The sequence below is a fragment of the Pantoea sp. UBA5035 genome, assembly GCF_002415245.1.
Classification (GTDB): domain Bacteria; phylum Pseudomonadota; class Gammaproteobacteria; order Enterobacterales; family Enterobacteriaceae; genus Pantoea; species Pantoea septica.
Map to the genome: position 1 here is coordinate 109,396 of NZ_DICD01000015.1, position 18,003 is coordinate 127,398.

General features: G+C 62.1%; 16 protein-coding genes. 11 read left to right on the plus strand and 5 right to left on the minus strand.

Annotated elements, in window-relative coordinates:
* Position 1: 1 nt before the first annotated feature.
* Positions 2-949: a sugar-binding transcriptional regulator gene (locus tag B3229_RS12020; RefSeq protein WP_033789666.1), complete on the minus strand. Its 948-nt coding sequence runs from the start codon at positions 947-949 to the stop codon at positions 2-4.
* A 183-nt stretch (positions 950-1,132) separates the two neighbouring features.
* On the opposite strand from B3229_RS12020, the gene B3229_RS12025 reads away from it, so the two are divergent.
* The 7 genes from B3229_RS12025 to B3229_RS12055 all read left to right on the plus strand — a co-directional run bounded on the left by B3229_RS12025 (position 1,133) and on the right by B3229_RS12055 (position 8,667).
* Entirely contained in the window at positions 1,133-2,074 is a 942-nt protein-coding gene (locus B3229_RS12025; RefSeq protein ID WP_033747746.1) for a D-ribose ABC transporter substrate-binding protein, read from the plus strand.
* Positions 2,075-2,085: 11 nt separating this feature from the next.
* Complete coding sequence (locus tag B3229_RS12030) at positions 2,086-2,694, plus strand: DUF2291 family protein (RefSeq protein WP_286870990.1); 609 nt, start codon at positions 2,086-2,088, stop codon at positions 2,692-2,694.
* On the plus strand, positions 2,691-4,205 hold the full coding sequence (locus tag B3229_RS12035; RefSeq protein ID WP_286870992.1) for a sugar ABC transporter ATP-binding protein: 1,515 nt from the start codon (positions 2,691-2,693) through the stop codon (positions 4,203-4,205). The genes B3229_RS12030 and B3229_RS12035 overlap by 4 nt, the downstream gene beginning before the upstream one ends.
* 2 nt (positions 4,206-4,207) lie before the next feature.
* Positions 4,208-5,314 (plus strand): ABC transporter permease, encoded by a 1,107-nt coding sequence (locus tag B3229_RS12040; protein ID WP_277268848.1) that lies wholly within the window; start codon positions 4,208-4,210, stop codon positions 5,312-5,314.
* A gap of 95 nt (positions 5,315-5,409) precedes the next feature.
* Complete coding sequence (locus B3229_RS12045) at positions 5,410-6,240, plus strand: transketolase (protein WP_048784979.1); 831 nt, start codon at positions 5,410-5,412, stop codon at positions 6,238-6,240.
* Positions 6,233-7,177 (plus strand): transketolase family protein, encoded by a 945-nt coding sequence (locus B3229_RS12050; RefSeq protein ID WP_286870995.1) that lies wholly within the window; start codon positions 6,233-6,235, stop codon positions 7,175-7,177. The genes B3229_RS12045 and B3229_RS12050 overlap by 8 nt, the downstream gene beginning before the upstream one ends.
* A gap of 2 nt (positions 7,178-7,179) precedes the next feature.
* Complete coding sequence (locus B3229_RS12055) at positions 7,180-8,667, plus strand: FGGY family carbohydrate kinase (RefSeq protein ID WP_286870997.1); 1,488 nt, start codon at positions 7,180-7,182, stop codon at positions 8,665-8,667.
* A 378-nt stretch (positions 8,668-9,045) separates the two neighbouring features.
* Here the strand turns inward: B3229_RS12055 and B3229_RS12060 are convergent, their stop codons facing one another.
* Positions 9,046-10,170 (minus strand): mechanosensitive ion channel family protein, encoded by a 1,125-nt coding sequence (locus tag B3229_RS12060; protein WP_048784984.1) that lies wholly within the window; start codon positions 10,168-10,170, stop codon positions 9,046-9,048.
* Positions 10,171-10,265: 95 nt separating this feature from the next.
* Positions 10,266-11,000, minus strand: coding sequence for a flagellar brake protein (locus B3229_RS12065; protein WP_048784986.1), 735 nt, complete (start codon positions 10,998-11,000; stop codon positions 10,266-10,268).
* A 207-nt stretch (positions 11,001-11,207) separates the two neighbouring features.
* Here B3229_RS12065 and B3229_RS12070 point away from each other — a divergent pair, with 207 nt between their 5' ends.
* On the plus strand, positions 11,208-11,456 hold the full coding sequence (locus tag B3229_RS12070) for a GlsB/YeaQ/YmgE family stress response membrane protein (protein ID WP_033747725.1): 249 nt from the start codon (positions 11,208-11,210) through the stop codon (positions 11,454-11,456).
* A gap of 58 nt (positions 11,457-11,514) precedes the next feature.
* Here B3229_RS12070 and B3229_RS12075 read toward each other — a convergent pair whose 3' ends face one another.
* Both B3229_RS12075 and treA read right to left on the minus strand, forming a co-directional pair.
* Positions 11,515-13,617 carry a TonB-dependent siderophore receptor gene (locus tag B3229_RS12075; RefSeq protein WP_286870999.1) on the minus strand — a complete coding sequence of 701 codons (2,103 nt, stop codon included), beginning with the start codon at positions 13,615-13,617 and terminating at the stop codon, positions 11,515-11,517.
* A 171-nt stretch (positions 13,618-13,788) separates the two neighbouring features.
* A complete protein-coding gene (treA, locus tag B3229_RS12080; protein WP_286871001.1) occupies positions 13,789-15,474 on the minus strand; it encodes an alpha,alpha-trehalase TreA in 1,686 nt (561 codons plus the stop codon).
* 201 nt (positions 15,475-15,675) lie between these two features.
* On the opposite strand from treA, the gene ghrA reads away from it, so the two are divergent.
* The 3 genes from ghrA to B3229_RS12095 are packed head-to-tail and all read left to right on the plus strand — an operon-like array spanning position 15,676 to position 17,996.
* A complete protein-coding gene (ghrA, locus tag B3229_RS12085; protein ID WP_286871003.1) occupies positions 15,676-16,617 on the plus strand; it encodes a glyoxylate/hydroxypyruvate reductase GhrA in 942 nt (313 codons plus the stop codon).
* Positions 16,618-16,668: 51 nt separating this feature from the next.
* A complete protein-coding gene (locus B3229_RS12090; protein WP_048781505.1) occupies positions 16,669-17,406 on the plus strand; it encodes a phosphatase in 738 nt (245 codons plus the stop codon).
* Between the two features lie 23 nt (positions 17,407-17,429).
* Positions 17,430-17,996, plus strand: coding sequence for a TorD/DmsD family molecular chaperone (locus tag B3229_RS12095; protein WP_216492412.1), 567 nt, complete (start codon positions 17,430-17,432; stop codon positions 17,994-17,996).
* Positions 17,997-18,003: the final 7 nt, after the last annotated feature.

Below are 18,003 nucleotides of genomic sequence, written 5' to 3' on the forward strand. Positions count from 1 at the left end.
CTTACTCCACCAGCAGCCGCGCGGTGGGGTAATCGACGATCAGCACGTTGACGTAGCCGCCGCGCAGCGCGCCGCGGATGGCGTGCGCCTTCTCTTTGCCGCCCGCCAGCGCCACCACCTGCGCGCAGTTGCGCACCTGCGCCAGCTCCATGCCGATGACCGGATCCTCTTCCGCGCTCAGCACCGGTTCGCCCTGCGCGTCGAAGTAGTGCAGGCAGATATCGCCAACCGCGCCGCGCTGCGCCAGGGTGCGCAGCATCTCCTCGTCATAATAGTTGCCGGAGTTGCGCAGCAGCGCCGACGGCTCCAGATCGCCGATGCCGACGATCGCCAGATCCACCTGATCAAACTTCTCCAGCACCTCCGCGACGTCCGGGTTGGCCGCCAGCCGCTGGCGATCCTGCACCGAGTGCTCGATCGACTGGGAAGGCAGCAGCCAGGAAGGGCAGTTCAGCAGCGCCGCAAGATTCTGCGTCAGAATCGTCGCCTGCACGTTGCCGTTGGCGCCGACGCCGCCCAGCAGCTGGATCACCCCTTTGCAGGCGGCGTTAAAGGGGTGCAGCGCATCCACCATGGCGCGAATGGTGCCGCTCCAGGAGGAGATGCCGATCAGCTCGTCGGCGCGCAGCCGCGTCTCCAGATAGTGCGCCGCCGCCGAGCCGATCGCCTGCTTGATCTGCTGCGAAGAGGCGTTTTCCGGCACGTCGACCACAATCGCCTGCGGCAGCCCGTAGGTCTGCTCGATCGCCTTCTCCAGCGCCGGAAAGATATTGGCGGGCGGCACGACGCTGATCTTTACCACGCCCTCTTTCACGCTGCGGTTGAGAATGCGCGAGACAAAAGACTGCGACAACTTCAGCATCTGCGCGATATCTGACTGTTTCATCCCTTCGCTGTAGTAAAGCGTGGCAATCTTCACCATCAGCCGTTGCTCATCCTGTTTCGCCATTCATCCTTCCTCTCTGTGTCGGCCTGGTATTGTTAACCAGGATGCGGGAAATCACAACGCGGGACATTTTGTGATCCTTTTCGCTTTTTAAACAATCGGGGTTGCGCGCCCGCCTGAAGCGGGTGCATAGTCATCTTGCATATAAAATCGCAATTGAATATTTATTCAAGCGGAGAATAACTGATGAACGCACCTCTCGTCAAAATTACCCTACTGGCTTCACTGATGGCACTCTCGACCGCCGCGCTCGCCGCCGATAAAGGCCTGCTGGCGATCATCACCCCGTCGCATGATAACCCCTTCTTTAAAGCGGAAGCGGACGGCGCGCTGGAAAAGGCTAAGGCGCTCGGCTACGCCACGCTGGTGGCGTCGCACGACGATGACGTCAACAAACAGAACCAGCTGATCGAAACCGCCATCGCGCGCAAAGCCAAAGCGATCATCCTTGATAACGCCGGGGCGGACGCCACCGTCGGCCCGGTGCAGAAAGCCAAAGATGCCGGCATTCCTACCTTCCTTATCGACCGCGAAATCAACAAAACCGGCATCGCCGTGGCGCAGATCGTCTCCAACAACTATCAGGGCGCGCAGCTTGGCGCGGAGAAGTTCGCCAAGCTGCTGAACGGCAAAGGCAGCTACGTCGAGCTGCTGGGCAAAGAGTCCGACACCAACGCAGGCGTGCGTTCGCAGGGCTATCACGACGTGCTGGACGACTACGGCGACATGAAGATGGTGGCGCAGCAGAGCGCCAACTGGAGCCAGACCGAGGCGTTCAGCCGCATGGAGACCATTCTGCAGAAGAACCCGAACATCGTCGGCGTGATCTCCGGCAACGACACCATGGCGCTGGGCGCAGAGGCGGCGCTGAAGGCGGCGGGCAAAACCAACGTTATCGTGGTGGGCTTCGACGGCAGCGACTACACCCGCGACTCCATTATCAACAAAGGCAACATCAAGGCGACGGTGCTGCAGCCGGGCTGGGCGCAGGCGCAGATGGCGGTCGAGCAGGCGGACTACTACCTGAAAAACGGCAAAGCCCAGAAAGAAGAGAAGCAGTTGATGGACTGCGTGCTGATTGACGACAGCAACGCGTCGAAGCTGAAAAACTTTAACCTGGCGAAGTGACCGGAGGCGGCATGAAACGGAGCAGAGCGATGCTGGCGATCACCCTGGCGCTGGCGGTAAGCGGTTGTACCGTGGTGGATCTCGACGCCAGCGGCAACCCGATCATGCCGAAAGATCCCCATGCGAAACCGAGCTACAGCAGTCAGACGCCGCAGCAGATCGCGGAGGCGAGCTGGCAGAGCCGGGTGCTCGACGCCGCGCAGCAGCGCGCCATGAGCTGGGCGGATATGGAGACCAAAAGCGGGACGGTGAGGGCGGGCGGCAGCGAAAGCGTCTTCGTGCGCGCCAGCGGTACGGTTGAGGCGGTAGACGAGAGCAACAGCCGCGAGCGCACCCTGACGCTGACCCTGAACGGCAAGCCGGTAAAAGTCAGCCTGGGGCCGGTGATCCGCAGCAACGCGCTGCGCGATGCGGCGGGTTTCCGCTTCGAGGAGTTCACCAATCAGGTGCAGTACGCGCAGCTGACCCGCGCGCTTAACCGCCACGCGGTGCAGCAGCTGCCGAAGGTCGACGCCAGCTGGGTCGGCAAACCGGCGCAGGCGCTGCTGGCGGTCGAGATGGGCCACGGCGTGGTCAACGACGTGATGGCGGTAGAGCTGAAGCAGGGAGAGGCGCCATGAGCGACGACATTATCCTGCAGGCCAGCAATATCACTATGCTCTTTCCCGGCACGCTGGCGCTGGACCGCGTCGACTACCGCGTCTGGCGCGGCAAGGTCAACGTGATTATCGGCGAAAACGGCGCGGGCAAATCGACCCTGATGAAAATCCTCGCCGGGGTGCAGCAGCCCACCAGCGGCGAGCTGTTCCTCAACGGCGAAAAGGTGGTGCTGAGCAGCACGCGCGCCGCTGCAAAGCTCGGTATCGGCATGGTGCATCAGGAGCTGAACCTGTTTGAAAACCTGTCGGTGGCGGAAAACATTTTTCTCGGCCGCGAGCTGCAGCGCGGTATCCGCCCCATTAACGAAGCGGAGCAGGAGCGCCGCGCCGCCGCACTGATGGCGCGCCTTGACCAGCCGATTTCGCCGAAAGAGCCGGTCGGCAATCTCAAGGTCGGGCAGCAGCAGCTGGTAGAGATCGCCAAGGCGCTGGCGGAAGACGCCGATATTCTTATCCTCGACGAACCGACTTCGGCGCTCAGCAAAACCGAAGTCGAGATCCTGTTCCGCGTCATCCGCGAGCTGACGCGACAGGGCGTCACCCTGATCTATATCTCGCATCGCCTCGAAGAGCTGATGGCGATCGGCGACGTGATCACCATTCTGCGCGACGGCCGCTTTCAGGCGGAAGCGCAGGTCAGCGATATCGACGTGCCCTGGATCGTGCGCGAAATGCTCGGCAGCGAGCCGATGAGCAACTTTCTGCCGGACGGACGCACCTTCGGCGCGGCGGTGCTGGAGGCGGAGCACATTACCTGCGTCAGCCCCAACGGTAACACCCTGGTGGACGACGTCACCTTTAACGTGCGCGCCGGGGAGATTGTCGGCATCTATGGGCTGATGGGCGCGGGGCGCACCGAACTCTTCGAGTGTCTGCTCGGCAGCGAACGCAACTACCTCGGCAAAATCTGGCTCGACAGCAAGCCAGTGCCGACGCGGCTGCCGCCCGCCGAGCGCATCCGCATGGGCATGAGCCTGGTGCCGGAAGATCGCAAGCGCGCCGGGATTTTCCCGGGGTCCTCGGTGGCGAGCAACCTCACCATCGCCAGCCTGTGGCGCCGCCTGACGCACCGCTTCGCCATTGCCCAGCAGGAAGAGCGGGCGGCGGTGACCAGCACCGTCGGCAATCTGGCGATCAAGATCTCCTCGCCGGAGGTGGCGATCAGCGCCCTGAGCGGCGGCAATCAGCAGAAGGTGGTGATCGGCCGTTCGCTGCTGACCAATCCGCGCCTGCTGCTGCTGGACGAACCGAGCCGCGGCATCGACGTCGGCGCCAAAGGGGAAGTTTTTCGCATGATGGTGCAGCTGTCGGAGCAGGGCATCGCGGTGCTCTTCTCCACCTCCGATTTGAAAGAGATCATGGCGGTGGCCGATCGCATCCTGGTGATGTCGGGCGGCAAACTTACGGCTGATATTCCGCGCGGCGACGCGGAAGAGTCAGCGCTGGTGAAAGCAAGCGCACAGGGGTTCTGAGCATGAAAGGCAATAACGCTATGACGATGGCAGGCCAACCGGCGAAGGCGTTTAACTCGCGCGAGAGCATTATCCTGCTGCTGCTGAAGCTGCGCACCTTTATCGCGCTGTTTTTGATTGTCGGCTTCTTCGCGATCACCGTGCCGGACTTTCTCGCCCTCGGCAGCCTGGTGATTATGGTGAAGCATATCGCCATTAACGCCTTTCTGGCGCTGGGCATCACCTTTGTAATTATCACCGCCGGCATCGACCTCTCTATCGGCGCGACACTGGGGCTGTGCGGCATGATCGCCGGCTGGCTGATCACCAAAGGGATCGTGCTGCCGATGTTCGGCATCGCCATCTTTCCCAGCGTCTGGGTGATTGTGCCGCTGGTGCTGCTGGTGGGCGGGCTGATCGGCGCGGCCAACGGCTGGATCATCACCCGCTACAACGTCGCGCCCTTTATCTGCACGCTCGGCACCATGTATATCCTGCGCGGCGCGGCGATGCTCACCTCGGGCGGCGAAACCTTCCCCGGGCTGCAGGGCAATCCGCTGCTCGGCAACACCGGCTTCGACCGCATCGGCGCCGGATCGCTGCTCGGCCTGCCGTACGCCATCTGGATGATGATCGTGCTGGCGCTGGTGATCGCCTATATCGCCCGTCGCCTGCCGTTCGGCCGCCAGGTCTACGCCATCGGCGATAACGAGCGCGCCGCGGAGCTCTCCGGCGTCAAAGTGAAGCAGGTGAAAATCTGGGTCTATACGCTTTCCGGCTTCTGCGCGGCGATAGCGGGCATCGTGGTGTCGTCGCAGCTGGTTGCCAGCCATCCGGCCAACGGCACCTCGTTCGAGATGAACGCCATTGCGGCGGTGGTGCTGGGCGGTACTTCGCTGGCGGGCGGACGCGGCACCATTCTCGGCACCCTGGTCGGCGCCTTTGTTATCGGCTTTCTCGCCGACGGCCTGATCATGATGGGGGTCAGCGAATTCTGGCAGATGGTGATCAAGGGCATCGTTATCATCATCGCCGTCATCATCGACCAGATGCAAAACCGTATGCAGCAAAAAGCGGCGGTGGTGGCGCAGAAGGCGCTGATCGAGGAGGGCGCAGAGGCAAAAAGTTAATCGGTGGCGGTGCAGGCGGGTTATTTTGCTGCACCCCCTTTTTTTACCCCTTACGAATATATATTCGGACATGATTTTTAATTCAGAGGTGATGTATGAATCCTTTCAAACTTCCGGTCGATGAATTGCAGCGTAAGGCGCGCGCCGTGCGCCGCCGCATTATCCAGCTTAACGCGGGCAGCCCGGCTGGCGGCCATACCGGCGCGGATCTGTCGCAGGCGGATATTCTGACCGCGCTTTACTTCCGCATTCTCGACTGCGCGCCGGATCGCACCGAGGATCCGCAGCGCGACATCTATATCCAGTCCAAAGGTCATGCGGTCGGCGGTTACTACTGCGTGCTGGCGGAAGCGGGCTATTTTCCGGTCGACTGGCTGCCCACCTATCAACATGCTGATTCGCATCTGCCGGGCCATCCGGTGCGGCAGAAAACCCCGGGCGTGGAGCTGAATACCGGCGCGCTCGGCCATGGTCTGCCGGTAGCGGTGGGGCTGGCGCTGGCGGCGAAAAAAGATGGCAGCAAGCGGCGCATCTTCGTGGTGACCGGCGACGGCGAGCTGGCGGAGGGCAGCAACTGGGAGGCGGCGCTGGTCGCGGCGCACTATGGCCTCGACAACCTGATCATTATCAACGACAAGAACAAGCTGCAGCTGGCTGGCGCGACGCGCGACATCATGAACACCGACCCGCTGCCGGAAAAATGGCGCGCTTTCGGCCTGGAGGTCACGGAGTGCAACGGCAACGACATGGCGCAGGTGGTCGAGACCATTGAAAGCCTGCCGCAGAACGGTAAGCCGCAGGTCATCGTGGCGCATACCGAAAAAGGCTATGGCATCTCTTTTATTCAGAGTAAAGCGGAGTGGCATCACCGCGTGCCGAAAGGCGAAGAGATTGAACTGGCACTGGAGGAACTGAAAGATGAGTAATGCACAACATTTAGCCAGCGTAATGGTGACCGCCTTTATCGACGCGGTGAATCGCGGCGTGGATCTGGTGCCGGTGGTGGCGGACTCCACCTCAACCGCAAAAATTTCGCCCTTTATTAAAGCCTTTCCCGACCGGCTGGTGAACGTCGGCATCGCCGAGCAGACGCTGGTCGGCACCGCCGCCGGGCTGGCGCTGGGCGGCAAGATTGCCGTGACCTGCAACGCCGCGCCTTTCCTGGTGTCGCGCGCCAACGAGCAGGTCAAGGTCGACGTCTGTTACAACAACACCAACGTGAAGCTGTTCGGCCTGAATGCCGGCGCCAGCTACGGCCCGCTCGCCAGCACCCATCACAGCATCGACGATATCGCGGTGATGCGCGGCTTTGGCAACATCGAAATTTACGCGCCCGCCTGTCCGCTGGAGTGCCGCCAGATCATCGATTATGCGCTTGAGCACGTCGGCCCGGTCTATATCCGCCTCGACGGCAAAGATCTGCCGCAGCTGCACGACGAGGATTACCGCTTCGAGCCGGGTAAAATCGACCAGCTGCGCGAAGGCAAGGATATCGCGCTGGTGGCGATGGGTTCGACGGTGCATGAGATTGTTCACGCGGCGGAGCTACTGGCGGAGAAAGGGATCTCGGCGGGTGTGATCAGCGTTCCATCCATCAGACCCTGCGATACCCAACAGCTGCGCAACCTGCTAAATCACTATCCAGCCGTGATCAGCGTGGAAGAGCACAACGTTAACGGCGGCGTCGGCAGTCTGGTGGCCGAGGTGCTGGCGGAAGGGGGCTGCGCTATTCCGCTGCTGCGCCTCGGCATCCCGGACGGCCAGTACGCCATCGCAGGCGATCGCGCCTCTACGCGCGCGTATCACGGCATCGACGCCGCGGGCGTCGTCAACAGCGCAGTGCGCATTTGCGCGGGAGCCTGACCATGGAAGACGCCCTTATTCTGGCGATTGACGAAGGCACCACCAATGCCAAGGCGATCGCCGTCAATCGCCAGGGCCGCGTCGTGGCGCGCGGCAGTCAGCCGCTGACGCTGTCGCATCCGCAACCGGGGCTGGCGGAGCAGGACGCGCTGGCTATCTGGCAGGCGGTGAAGCAGGCGGTAGCCGACTGCCTGGCGCAGTGCGGCGGCGCGCCGGTAGCGGCGGTGGCGATCAGCAATCAGCGCGAGTCGGTGCTGATCTGGCAGCGGCGCGACGGCAAGCCGCTCACGCCGCTGGTGAGCTGGCAGGATCGGCGCTCGGAAGCGTTTTGCCGCGATCTGCGCGCCGCGGGCAACGCCTCGCGCATTACCGGACTGACCGGGCTGGCGGTGGATCCGATGTTCCCGGCGGCGAAGCTTACCGGCATGCTGGCAGCGATCCCGGACGGCGCGGCGCGCGCGGCGGCGGGCGAACTCTGCATCGGCACCGTCGACAGCTGGCTTGCCTGGCAGCTCAGCGCGGGCGAGGTGTTCGTTACCGATCACGCCAACGCCGCGCGCACTCAGCTCTATAGTCTGCACAGCGGCGGCTGGGACGATGAGCTGCTGCGTCTGTTTCAGCTGCCGCGCGCCGCGCTGCCGACTATCGTGCCGTCGGCCAGCGCGCAGGGCGCGGTGGCGATTAGCGATATTCCGGGCCTGGCGCCGGGCACGCCGATTCTGGCGCGCATCGGCGATTCCCATGCGGCGCTGCAGGCGCAGCGGCGCGGCGACGAAGAGGTGGTGAAGGCGACCTACGGCACCGGCTCTTCGATGATGATGTCGATGGCGACGCCGCTGCTGACCGATAACGGCCTGAGCACTACCGTCGCCTGGCACGACGGCGCGCTGCGCTTCGCCTTCGAGGGCAATATTACCCACACCGGCTCCGGCGCGGCCTGGCTGGGCAAGATGCTCAACATTCAGGACCCGCACGAGCTGACCGCGCTGGCACGCACCGCCAACAGCAATCAGGGCGTCTATTTTGTGCCGGCGCTTTCCGGGCTGGGCGCGCCCTGGTGGGATCTGCAGGCGCGCGGCATGGTGTGCGGCCTGACCGACGCCGCCACGCCTGCGGTGCTGGCGCGCGTGGCGCTGGAGTCGATCGTGTTTCAGATCGCGGACGTCTTTTTCGCCATGGAGCAGGCGAGCGGCCAGCGGCTGTCGGCGCTCTGCGTGGACGGCAGCGCGACCGCCAACGACTGGCTGATGCAGCTGCAGGCGGACGTGCTGCAGCGCCCGCTGCTGCGCGCGCCCACGGCGGAGGTCTCCGCGCTCGGCGCGGCGCTGCTGGCGGGCAAGGTGCTGGGCTGGTGGCAGCAGGGCGACGAGATGCAGGCGCTACAGGGCGGCACGCGCGTTGAGCCGCGCAGCGAGCAGGCGCAGGCGATGCGGGAGAGCTATCAGGGGTGGATAGCGGCGGTGGCGCGCTGCCGGTTTCAGCCGGCGTGAATGTTAGACAGTGTATTAAATGAGGTCTTCAACAAGGTGCGGACGTGGGTGACAAGGCCCGATCGCAAAGACGCAAAAGCGTCATCCCTGACAGCTCGGCCCGCGCAGTCCCTTGCGCGGGACGCTTTGCTCTTCGGTCCATGTCACCCACGATTTGAGTTTATTAGCCGCCTGAAAAAGCATGACATGACTATTTAGTAACTGGGCTTCTAAACAGCCGCACCATAGCCAAAGGGAAAGGGCGTTTCGCCCGAAGAGCAAAGCGTCGCGGGCCAGGGACGGCCCGCGCCGAGGCGCAGGGATGCTTTATGCCGTCTTTGCGATCGGGCGAAATGCCCTTGACCCATCGCGAAACACAAAGCGACGGGTTCTGGCAAATTACGCCCGCCGCGCTTCTTCCTCGTCGTTCTCCGCGCGCAGCATCTCCACCGGCGGAATGCGGCCGCCGCTGAACTCCACCTGACGGATCGGGAAGGCGAAGCGCACGTCGCGCTGCTCCAGCGCCGCCATCAGCTGCAGGTTAATCTCCTGCTGAATATCCATATATTTGTTGTAGTCGGCGTCAAGCACGAAATAGACCACCTCGAAGGTCAGCTTCGAATCCTCAAACGCGAAAAAATGCGCGCGGTCGAAGCGGGTCAGCTCAATGCCCTGAATAATCGACTTCACCAGATCGCTCACTTCGCGCACCTGCGCTGAAGGCGTGCCGTAGCTCAGGCCGAAGCGAAACACGATGCGTCGCTGCTGCATGCGCTTGTAGTTGTGGATGGTCTGCTGCAGCAGAATGGTATTGGAACAGACGATCTGCTCGCCGCTCAGGCTGCGCAGGCGCGTGGTCTTCAGGCCAATATGCTCGATAGAGCCGGCGATATCGCCAAACACAATAAAATCGCCGTGCTCAAAAGGCTTATCGAAGCCGATTGCCAGCGAGGCGAAAACGTCGCTCAGCACCGTCTGAATCGCCAGCGCGATGGCGATACCGCCCACGCCGAGACTCGCTACCAGCGCGGTAATATTGATGCCCATATTCGACAGAATGGCGAGCAGCATCATTACCCACACCACCACGCGCAGCAGAATCCCGAGGATCACCGTGGTCACAGGATTGCGCACGTGGACCGGATCGCGCAGCAGATTATGCAGCCACAGCCGGATGCCGCAGTCGATCCACATGGCTAACTGCACGGCGAACGCGAGGAACCAGCCGTGAGAAATAAAGCCATCCCAGCTGGCGGGCACGTCGACGAAACGCAGGGCGATCAGCAGCGAAAAAATCAGCAGCAGCAGCTGGCTGGTGCTGCGCAGGATCTCCACCAGAATCGAGGTGAAGCGCACGTGGCGCTGCTCGCTATAGCGCGCGATGCGGCCGGAGATAAAGCGGATGGCGCTGCGCAGCAGCCAGTAGATCACCAGCGTGCCCGCGACCACGATAGCGCTATTGATCCAGAAGGTTTGATTCAGAAAAAGACGTTGAAAATAGCCGGATGAGAGCCAGTTTTCCATTGGGGAGTTTCTCCTTGCTGGGAGCCGGTTTAAAAAAGAGAGCAAGGAGAAGCATAGCCTGGATGCGCCGGCAGGCAGCGCAAATCACTGAATAATTACTGAAATCGATTCGCTTTGTCGCGCGCCAGGCGCTCAAGGGCGAAAATAACCTGCTGCAGCTGACGCTCCTGCAACGGCTCAATGGCGGTAAAACGGAAGCTGAGACGCGGCGTGACGCGCGTTTCGTTTTTGCTGGTCACCACGCTGCGCTCGCCGATATGCAGCAGCTGCGCGCCGACCTCGAACTGGCCATATTCGCCCAGCTCGACGTGCAGCTTTTTAAACTTGTCGCCGCTGCTCAGCCCCTCCGGCAACGCCTCGTCCACCAGCACGCCGATGCCGCCCAGCGACAGATCCTGCAGGCGGAAACGCACCTTCTTGCCGTTGGGCCATTCGCTGTGACAGTAAAAGATTGGTTCCAGCGGCACGGAAATACGGAAAAATTCACGGCGCTGGATCTGCCACAGCAGGTCGGGCAGCGGCGCGCTAAAGGCGGGCAGTCCCTCGAAGGTGGTTCTCTCCAGCGACGCGAGGCTGAACTCTACTTTGGCGCCGTAGGTTTCAGCGAAGATGCTCACATCGTTGCAGGAAAGCACATACTCGTTGTCGAGATTATTGCTGCCAAGGTCGAAAACAATGCGATCCTCGTCGGCATCCAGCATACGGCTGATAAACTGACCGCGCGAAAAAGTGACCATTAAAGGCGTCTGAAACCGTAGCAAATCCTTTATCACGCCGAGAACCGCCAGCGTGCCACGTTTGAGATACTGTTCTTTGTCGGCTTCTTTCACTTACTGGCTCCAAAAGAGGGCAAATTTGCTGTTATCTGATGCTTTATTCTCTCTCCGTTATCGGCGGCGGGCGCGGAAGCTTTAGGTTTTAAGTCAATTTTTGTCGCGGTTTATCCTGCATTAGAGAATTTCCGGTCTATACTTAGCTCTGTAATTCTCCTGATTAATCAGGCGGTCACAACCTAAACAAAAAGGAAGGAGTAGTAGATGGGTATCATTTCATGGATCATCTTTGGTTTAATCGCCGGTATTCTCGCTAAATGGATCATGCCTGGTAAAGATGGCGGTGGTTTTATCGTAACCGTTATTCTGGGTATCATCGGTGCGGTAGTCGGCGGCTGGATCAGTACCCTGTTTGGCTTCGGCCGAGTAGACGGCTTTAACTTCGGCAGCTTTGTGGTCGCGGTAATCGGTGCCCTTGTCGTGCTGTTTATCTACCGTAAAGTCCGTAGCTAATACGCATAGCGTAAGAACTGCAACGGGACGACTTTGTCGTCCCGTTTTACTTTCCCCGCTAGAAATCGTATCCCACCGACACCAGCAGCGAACGCTCCGCGCCCCAGTAGCAGTAGCCCGTGCCGTAACAGGCGGCCACATAGTGACGATCGGTCAGGTTATTCGCGTTGACCTGCAGCCACGCGCCGCGTAGCGCGCTGTTCCAGACGCCGAGATCGGCGCGCACCGAGGCGTCGAACAGCGTCACCGACGGCACGCGTCGGCTGTTCTCATTGTCCGCCCACTGTTTGCCGATATAGCGCACGCCTGCGCCCGCGCTGATGCCGGCGTCAAACTGATAGTGGCCCCAGAACGATGCCATGCTGTTCGGCGTCACGTAAGGCGTGTGGCCATCATTGCCGTCCAGCGTCTCCTTATAGCGCAGGTGGTTAAGCGTATAGCCCGCCACGGTGCTCAGACGCGGCGTCAGCTGATTGCGCGCCTCCAGCTCGATGCCCTGCGAATGCACTTTGCCGGTCGGCGTATAGGTGGAATCGACGATATTGCGCGTGGCGACATCTTTCTGCGTCAGATCGTAGAGCGCCAGGGTATAGAGATCGCGCGTGCCTGCTGGCTGATATTTTATGCCCGTCTCATATTGTTCCGAGGTGGTCGGCTGCAGCAGGTTGCCGTCGGTGCCGGTCAGCGCGGTCGGCGTAATCGCCTGGCTGTAGCTCACATAGGGCGAGACGCCGTTGTCGAAGGCGTAGAGCAGCGCCGCGCGCCCGCTGACGTGATCGTCCTGCCGACGCGCCGTGCCGCTGTTGTCGGCAACGATGCGGTCGTAGCGGCCAGAGAGATCGAGATGCCAGCGATCCCACGTCATCTCATCCTGCAGGTAGAGGCCGGTCTGGTAGTAGCGGCGCGTCTCGCGCGTCCAGCTATAGTCCGGCATCGGCCCGAGCGCCGCGCCGGTATCGGCGTTGAGCGCGCTGGCCTCGCCGCCCGCGTCGCTTAAATCGTTCTTGTAACGGTGATACTCCGCGCCGATCGAAAGGCGATGCGCCAGCTCGCCGGTGTCGAACTCTGCCGTGACGCGGTTATCCGTCGCCCAGGCGGAGAGCGACGAGCGTTCGCCGGAGTAGTAGCGGTTGAGGATAGCGCTGCCGGGCGACTGCCAGCCGACCTGATAAACCTGGTCGAGATCGACGTTTGAGTGGCTGTAGCTGCCGGTCGAGGAAAACGACCAGACGTCGCTAAAGCGGTGCTGAAAATCATAGCTGTAGATCTGCTCGCGCCGCTTGAACTGGTCAAGGGAGGGATCGCCGTCGTAAAAACCGGTGCTGAGCTTCGCGCCGTTGTGGGCGCTCAGCGCGCCATCGCCCGGCACCGAGCCGTGATAGCCGCCTGACGGATCTTTTTGCAGATAGGCGCGCAGCAGCAGCTGCGTATCTTCCGTGGGCTGCCACATCAGCTGCGGCATCAGCGCGTACTTCTCCTCACGCGTATGGTCATACTGGGTATCGCTGTTGCGCGTCATGCCGGTGAGGCGAAACGCCCACTCGTTGTTGATGGCGTTGGTGTAGTCGAACGCCGCGCCGCGCGTATCCTGCGTGCCCGCCGTCAGCCGGAAGTGGCCCGCTTGGCTGAACTGGGGGTGGCGCGTGGTCTGATTCACCAGCCCGCCCGGTACCGTCTGGCCGTACAGCGCGGAAGAGGGGCCTTTAATCACGTCGACGCGCTCCAGAAACCAGGGGTCGACCTGCAACACGTTATAGCTGCCGCCATCGCTCATCAGGCGCAGGCCGTCGAGGAAGGTATTATCCACGTCGCCGCCGTGGAAGCCGCGCAGCGAAACAGTGTCGTAGCGGGTCGCCGCGCCGCCGAAGTTAGAGAAAACCCCTGGCGTATAGTTCAACACCTGATTGAGATCGATCGCGCCCTGATCGTCGATCTGCTGGCGGGTGATCACCGAGACCGACTGCGGCGTCGTTAGCAGCGGGCGATCGCTTTTGGTGGCGCCTGCGCTGGTGGTGGCGAGATAGCCCTGAGTCGGGCCGTCGGCGCTCTCCTGCGGCGAGGCGGTCACCGTCAGCGTGTCGGCCGCCAGGCTGGCGGCAGGCAGAGCGATCGCTAGCGCGCACAGCAGCGCGCAGCGGTGAGGGGGAAACGGCAGCGTCATGTCCTGTCCTTGTTCAGTCCGCCTTCGGCAGGCGGCACATGTATGATAAAGATTCTCAAAATCAGAGTGAGAATTATTATCAATATGTGAAAAATGTTTCAAGGTTTGTTGAACAGGGGAAGGCAAAAAAAGAAAACGAAGGGCCGGTAGCGGCCCTTCGTCTGGGGGAGGTTACTTCGTTGTCGCCGCGGCCTGAGGAATATCCTGCGCGCTGTTGCAGGTTTTCTCTTTCGGACAGTACTTGTCGAGCAGCATCAGCGTCACGCCGTTGGTCCAGCCGAAGCCGTCCTGCAGCGGATATTCGCCGCCGCCGCCGCCGCCGAGGTTCGGCCCGTCGACCACATACTTCTCGACCAGCTTATGCTCTTTGTCGTAGGTGGTCTGGACGTTCTGCAGGAAGCGCATGCCGACCTGCTGCGCCAGCTGCGGCTTGTTGTAGTGCTCCAGACCTTCTACCGCCACCCACTGCAGCGGCGCCCAGCCGTTAGGAGCGTCCCACTGCTGGCCGTTGTTCACCGTGGTGGTGAGCAGGCCGCCCGCTTTCAGCAGCTGTTTCTCTACCGCCGAGGCGGTGCGATCGGCCTGCTTGTCGCTGGCCAGCTGCATATAGAGCGGGAAGAGCGCTGCGGCAGTCAGCTGCGGGCTGGCCTGGCGCGTTTTGCTGTCGTAGTCGGCGTACCACCCCTGTTTCTCATCCCACAGATAGCGGTTCACCGCCGCCTGGCGCTTCTCCGCCAGATCGGCGAACTGCTTCGCCTTATCCTGCTGCTTATCGAGGCGATACGCTTTGGCCAGCGTCTGCTCCAGATGGAACATCAGGCTGTTGAGATCGACAGGCGCCAGCTGAGTGGTGCGGATCGAGGCGAGATTATGCGCGTCGCTGAACCAGCGCGAACTGAAGTCCCAGCCGGACGCGGCGCCGGCACGCAGATCGCGGTAGAGTTCGCCTTTATCGCGCTGCGGCGCCTTTTTCGCGGTATTGACGTCATCCAGCCAGGATTCGGTGCGCGGCGCGTCGCGCGCGTCCCAGTAGCGGTTAAGCACGGTGCCGTCCGCCAGCTTGATCACGCGCTTGCTCGCCTGACCAGCGGCGACGCTATCGCTGTCCGCCATCCAGTAGTCGTACTCTTTCTGCAGCTGCGGCAGATATTTGCTGTAGGCCGCGTCGCCTTCGTGCGTCGCCAGCAGATCGACCATCAGGCTAAAGAAAGGCGGCTGCGAGCGGCTGAGATAGTAGCTGCGGTTGCCGTTGGGAATATGGCCGTAGGTATCCAGCTCCCACGCGAAGTTATCCACCATATCCTGCACGCGATCCCAGTGGCCGCTCTCGGCCAGGCCGAGCATGGTGAAATAGCTGTCCCAGTAGTAGACCTCGCGGAAGCGGCCGCCCGGCACCACGTAGGGTTTCGGCAGCGGCAGCAGCGAATCGTAGCGCCCGGCGCTTTTGGCGGTGCGCGTCAGCACCGGCCACAGGCCGTCGATATGCGCGCGCAGGCTCTGGCCGGCGGGCGGCACATATTTTTCGCCCGCGGCGGGCAGGGTAAAGTTGCTGGCGACAAAACGCTTAAGATCGAAATTGCGCTGATTTTTTTGCATCTGCCAGTCTGCCAGAATCGACGCGGGATCGAACTTCGGCACCGCGTCGGCGAAGGTTTTCTGGTCGGGATAGAACTGCGCCTGCTGCACCGCGTTAAACAACGGACCCAGCCGAACATCCGGCGGCTGAGGCTGGCTGCTGAGCATACGTGAGTTATCGTCTGCGTGCGCCGTTAGCGCAGGCAGACCCAGCAGCAGAGTCAGCAGCACTGGCGCGACTCCCTGACGCCCGACAGGCGCGGTTACGACAGTTTTCTTCATCGGTTTTTCTCCTTGTCCGAAAGGCGGCCGCGCGTAACGCATTGACCACTCAAACAACTTTAGTCGCAATCTGACAACGTGGCGCGACGACGCTGCGGAAATGTGAAGCAGACCAGGAGTGAGCATGGCGGTGGGGCGGCGGTTTTTGCTTGCCCTGGCGCCGCTTTTGCCGGAGGCTGAGGGCAAAAAACGAGGATTGAGATGGATATTATCTGGTATCACCCGACTCAGGACGGCGAGATCTGGCTGGCGGGCCTGCGGCGGCGTCTGCCGCAGGCGCGGGTCCGGCGCTGGCAGCCCGGCGACGACGCGCCCGCCGATTACGCTATTCTCTGGCAGCCGCCGCGCGAGATGCTGGCGCATCGCGCCGGACTGCGGGGCGTATTCGTGATGGGCGCGGGCGTAGACGATATTCTCGCCCGGCTGGCGCGCTATCCCGATATGCTGCCGCCGTCGGTGCCGCTGGTCCGCCTGGAAGATAGCGGCATGGCGCGGCAGATGCAGGAGTATGCGCTCTACTGCGTGCTCGGCTGGTTCCGCCGCTTCGACGACTACGCCAGACAGCAGCAGCAGGCGCAGTGGCAGCCTTTGCCGCCGACGACGCGCGAGACGTTCAGCGTCGGCGTGCTCGGCGCGGGCGTGCTGGGGCAGAGCGTTATCGAGGCGCTGCGACCCTGGGGCTTTCCGCTGCGCGTCTGGAGCCGGACGCCGAAGCGCATCCCGGGCGTCGAGAGCTTTGCCGGACGCGAAAGCCTCGACGAGTTTCTGCGCGGCGCGCAGGTAGCGATCAATCTGCTGCCCACCACGCCGGAAACCCTCAACCTGTTTGACGCGCGCACCCTGAGCCAGCTGCCGCAGCACGCCTGTTTCCTTAATATGGCGCGCGGCGCGCAGGTGGTAGAGGCGGATCTGCTGGCGGCGCTGGAGAGCGGACAGCTGCGCGCCGCCGCGCTCGACGTGTTCCAGCAGGAGCCGCTGCCGCAGGAGAATCCGCTGTGGCGTCATCCGCGCGTCACCGTGACCCCGCATATTGCGGCATTGACCCTAACGGATGAGGCGATGGACGCCATTACGCGCGGCATCGGCGCCATTGAGGCGGGCGAACGGCCCTCGGGCTGCGTCGATCGCCAGCGCGGCTATTGAATTCCGGTTAACTGACTGGCCGTCCGAGCGGACGGCATAGAGGAGAAAATAATGTATCCCGTTGATTTGCACATGCATACCGTCGCCAGCACCCATGCCTACAGCACGCTGCACGACTACGTCGCGCAGGCGAAAAACAACGGCATTAAGCTGTTCGCCATTACCGATCACGGCCCCGATATGGCCGACGCGCCGCACTACTGGCACTTCGTTAATATGAAAATCTGGCCGCGCGTCATCGACGGCGTCGGCATTTTGCGCGGCATCGAGGCTAATATTAAAAATCAGCAGGGCGAAATCGACTGCTCCGGGCCGATGCTCGGCTCGCTGGATCTGATTATCGCCGGCTTTCACGAGCCGGTTTACGCGCCGCGCGACAAGAGCCATCACACCGATGCGATGATCGCCACCATGGCGAACGGCGTGGCGCATATCATCAGCCATCCGGGCAACCCGAAGTTTCCGGTTGATATCCGCGCCGTCGCCGAAGCGGCCGCGCACTACAACGTGGCGCTGGAGATCAATAACTCCTCTTTCACCACCTCACGTCCCGGCAGCGAGCCGAACTGCCGCGCCATCGCCGAAGCGGTGCGCGACGCCGGCGGCAAACTGGCCTTTGGCTCTGATTCCCACACCGCGTTTACGCTGGGCGACTTCGAGCACTGCCTGCGCATCACGCGCGCAGTGGATTTTCCCGAGGATCGCGTGTTAAATGTCACGCCGCGCCGCCTGCTCGATTTTCTGGAGCAGCGTACCGGCAAGCAGATTGCCGAACTGGCGGATTTTTAACCCTTTTGCCTCTGGAATAGTGCATGAACGAGTTTTCCATTCTCTGCCGCGTGATCGGCTCCCTGTTTAACCGTCAGCCGCAGGATCCGCTGCTGGTTCCGCTGTTTACGCTGCTGCGCGAGGGCAAACTTGGCGCGCAGTGGCCGCTGGAGCAGGATGAACTGCTGCAGCGCCTGCAGCAGAACAGCGATCCGCAGGCGCTGGCGGCGGATTACAATGCGCTGTTCGTCGGCCCCGACTGTAAGGTGCCGCCTTACGCCTCACAGTGGCCGGAAGGCAAGCCGGAGCCAGAGGTGCGCGCCTTTCTCGCCTCGCGCGGCATGCCGCTCAGCGACGCGCCCGCCGACCACTTCGGCGTGCTGATGCTGGCGGCTTCCTGGCTGGAAGATCAATCGGCGGAAGATGAGAGCGCGGCGCAATGCGCTCTGTTTGACAGCTATCTGCTGCCCTGGTGCGGCGCCTTTCTCGGCAAGGTCGAGGCGCACGCTACCACCGCCTTTTACCGCACGCTGGCGATGTTAAGCCGCGAGGCTATCCAGGCGATGTGGGATGAGCTAAACGAGGCCGGCGAAGAGAGCGGCGAAGCGTAACTCCGCG

What these genes read in the sequence shown, in the direction of transcription:
- B3229_RS12020 (WP_033789666.1), bottom strand. Translation starts at nt 949, where the DNA reads ATGGCGAAACAGGATGAGCAACGGCTGATGGTGAAGATTGCCACGCTT.
- B3229_RS12025 (WP_033747746.1), top strand. Translation starts at nt 1,133, where the DNA reads ATGAACGCACCTCTCGTCAAAATTACCCTACTGGCTTCACTGATGGCA.
- B3229_RS12030 (WP_286870990.1), top strand. Translation starts at nt 2,086, where the DNA reads ATGAAACGGAGCAGAGCGATGCTGGCGATCACCCTGGCGCTGGCGGTA.
- B3229_RS12035 (WP_286870992.1), top strand. Translation starts at nt 2,691, where the DNA reads ATGAGCGACGACATTATCCTGCAGGCCAGCAATATCACTATGCTCTTT.
- B3229_RS12040 (WP_277268848.1), top strand. Translation starts at nt 4,208, where the DNA reads ATGAAAGGCAATAACGCTATGACGATGGCAGGCCAACCGGCGAAGGCG.
- B3229_RS12045 (WP_048784979.1), top strand. Translation starts at nt 5,410, where the DNA reads ATGAATCCTTTCAAACTTCCGGTCGATGAATTGCAGCGTAAGGCGCGC.
- B3229_RS12050 (WP_286870995.1), top strand. Translation starts at nt 6,233, where the DNA reads ATGAGTAATGCACAACATTTAGCCAGCGTAATGGTGACCGCCTTTATC.
- B3229_RS12055 (WP_286870997.1), top strand. Translation starts at nt 7,180, where the DNA reads ATGGAAGACGCCCTTATTCTGGCGATTGACGAAGGCACCACCAATGCC.
- B3229_RS12060 (WP_048784984.1), bottom strand. Translation starts at nt 10,170, where the DNA reads ATGGAAAACTGGCTCTCATCCGGCTATTTTCAACGTCTTTTTCTGAAT.
- B3229_RS12070 (WP_033747725.1), top strand. Translation starts at nt 11,208, where the DNA reads ATGGGTATCATTTCATGGATCATCTTTGGTTTAATCGCCGGTATTCTC.
- B3229_RS12075 (WP_286870999.1), bottom strand. Translation starts at nt 13,617, where the DNA reads ATGACGCTGCCGTTTCCCCCTCACCGCTGCGCGCTGCTGTGCGCGCTA.
- treA (WP_286871001.1), bottom strand. Translation starts at nt 15,474, where the DNA reads ATGAAGAAAACTGTCGTAACCGCGCCTGTCGGGCGTCAGGGAGTCGCG.
- ghrA (WP_286871003.1), top strand. Translation starts at nt 15,676, where the DNA reads ATGGATATTATCTGGTATCACCCGACTCAGGACGGCGAGATCTGGCTG.
- B3229_RS12090 (WP_048781505.1), top strand. Translation starts at nt 16,669, where the DNA reads ATGTATCCCGTTGATTTGCACATGCATACCGTCGCCAGCACCCATGCC.
- B3229_RS12095 (WP_216492412.1), top strand. Translation starts at nt 17,430, where the DNA reads ATGAACGAGTTTTCCATTCTCTGCCGCGTGATCGGCTCCCTGTTTAAC.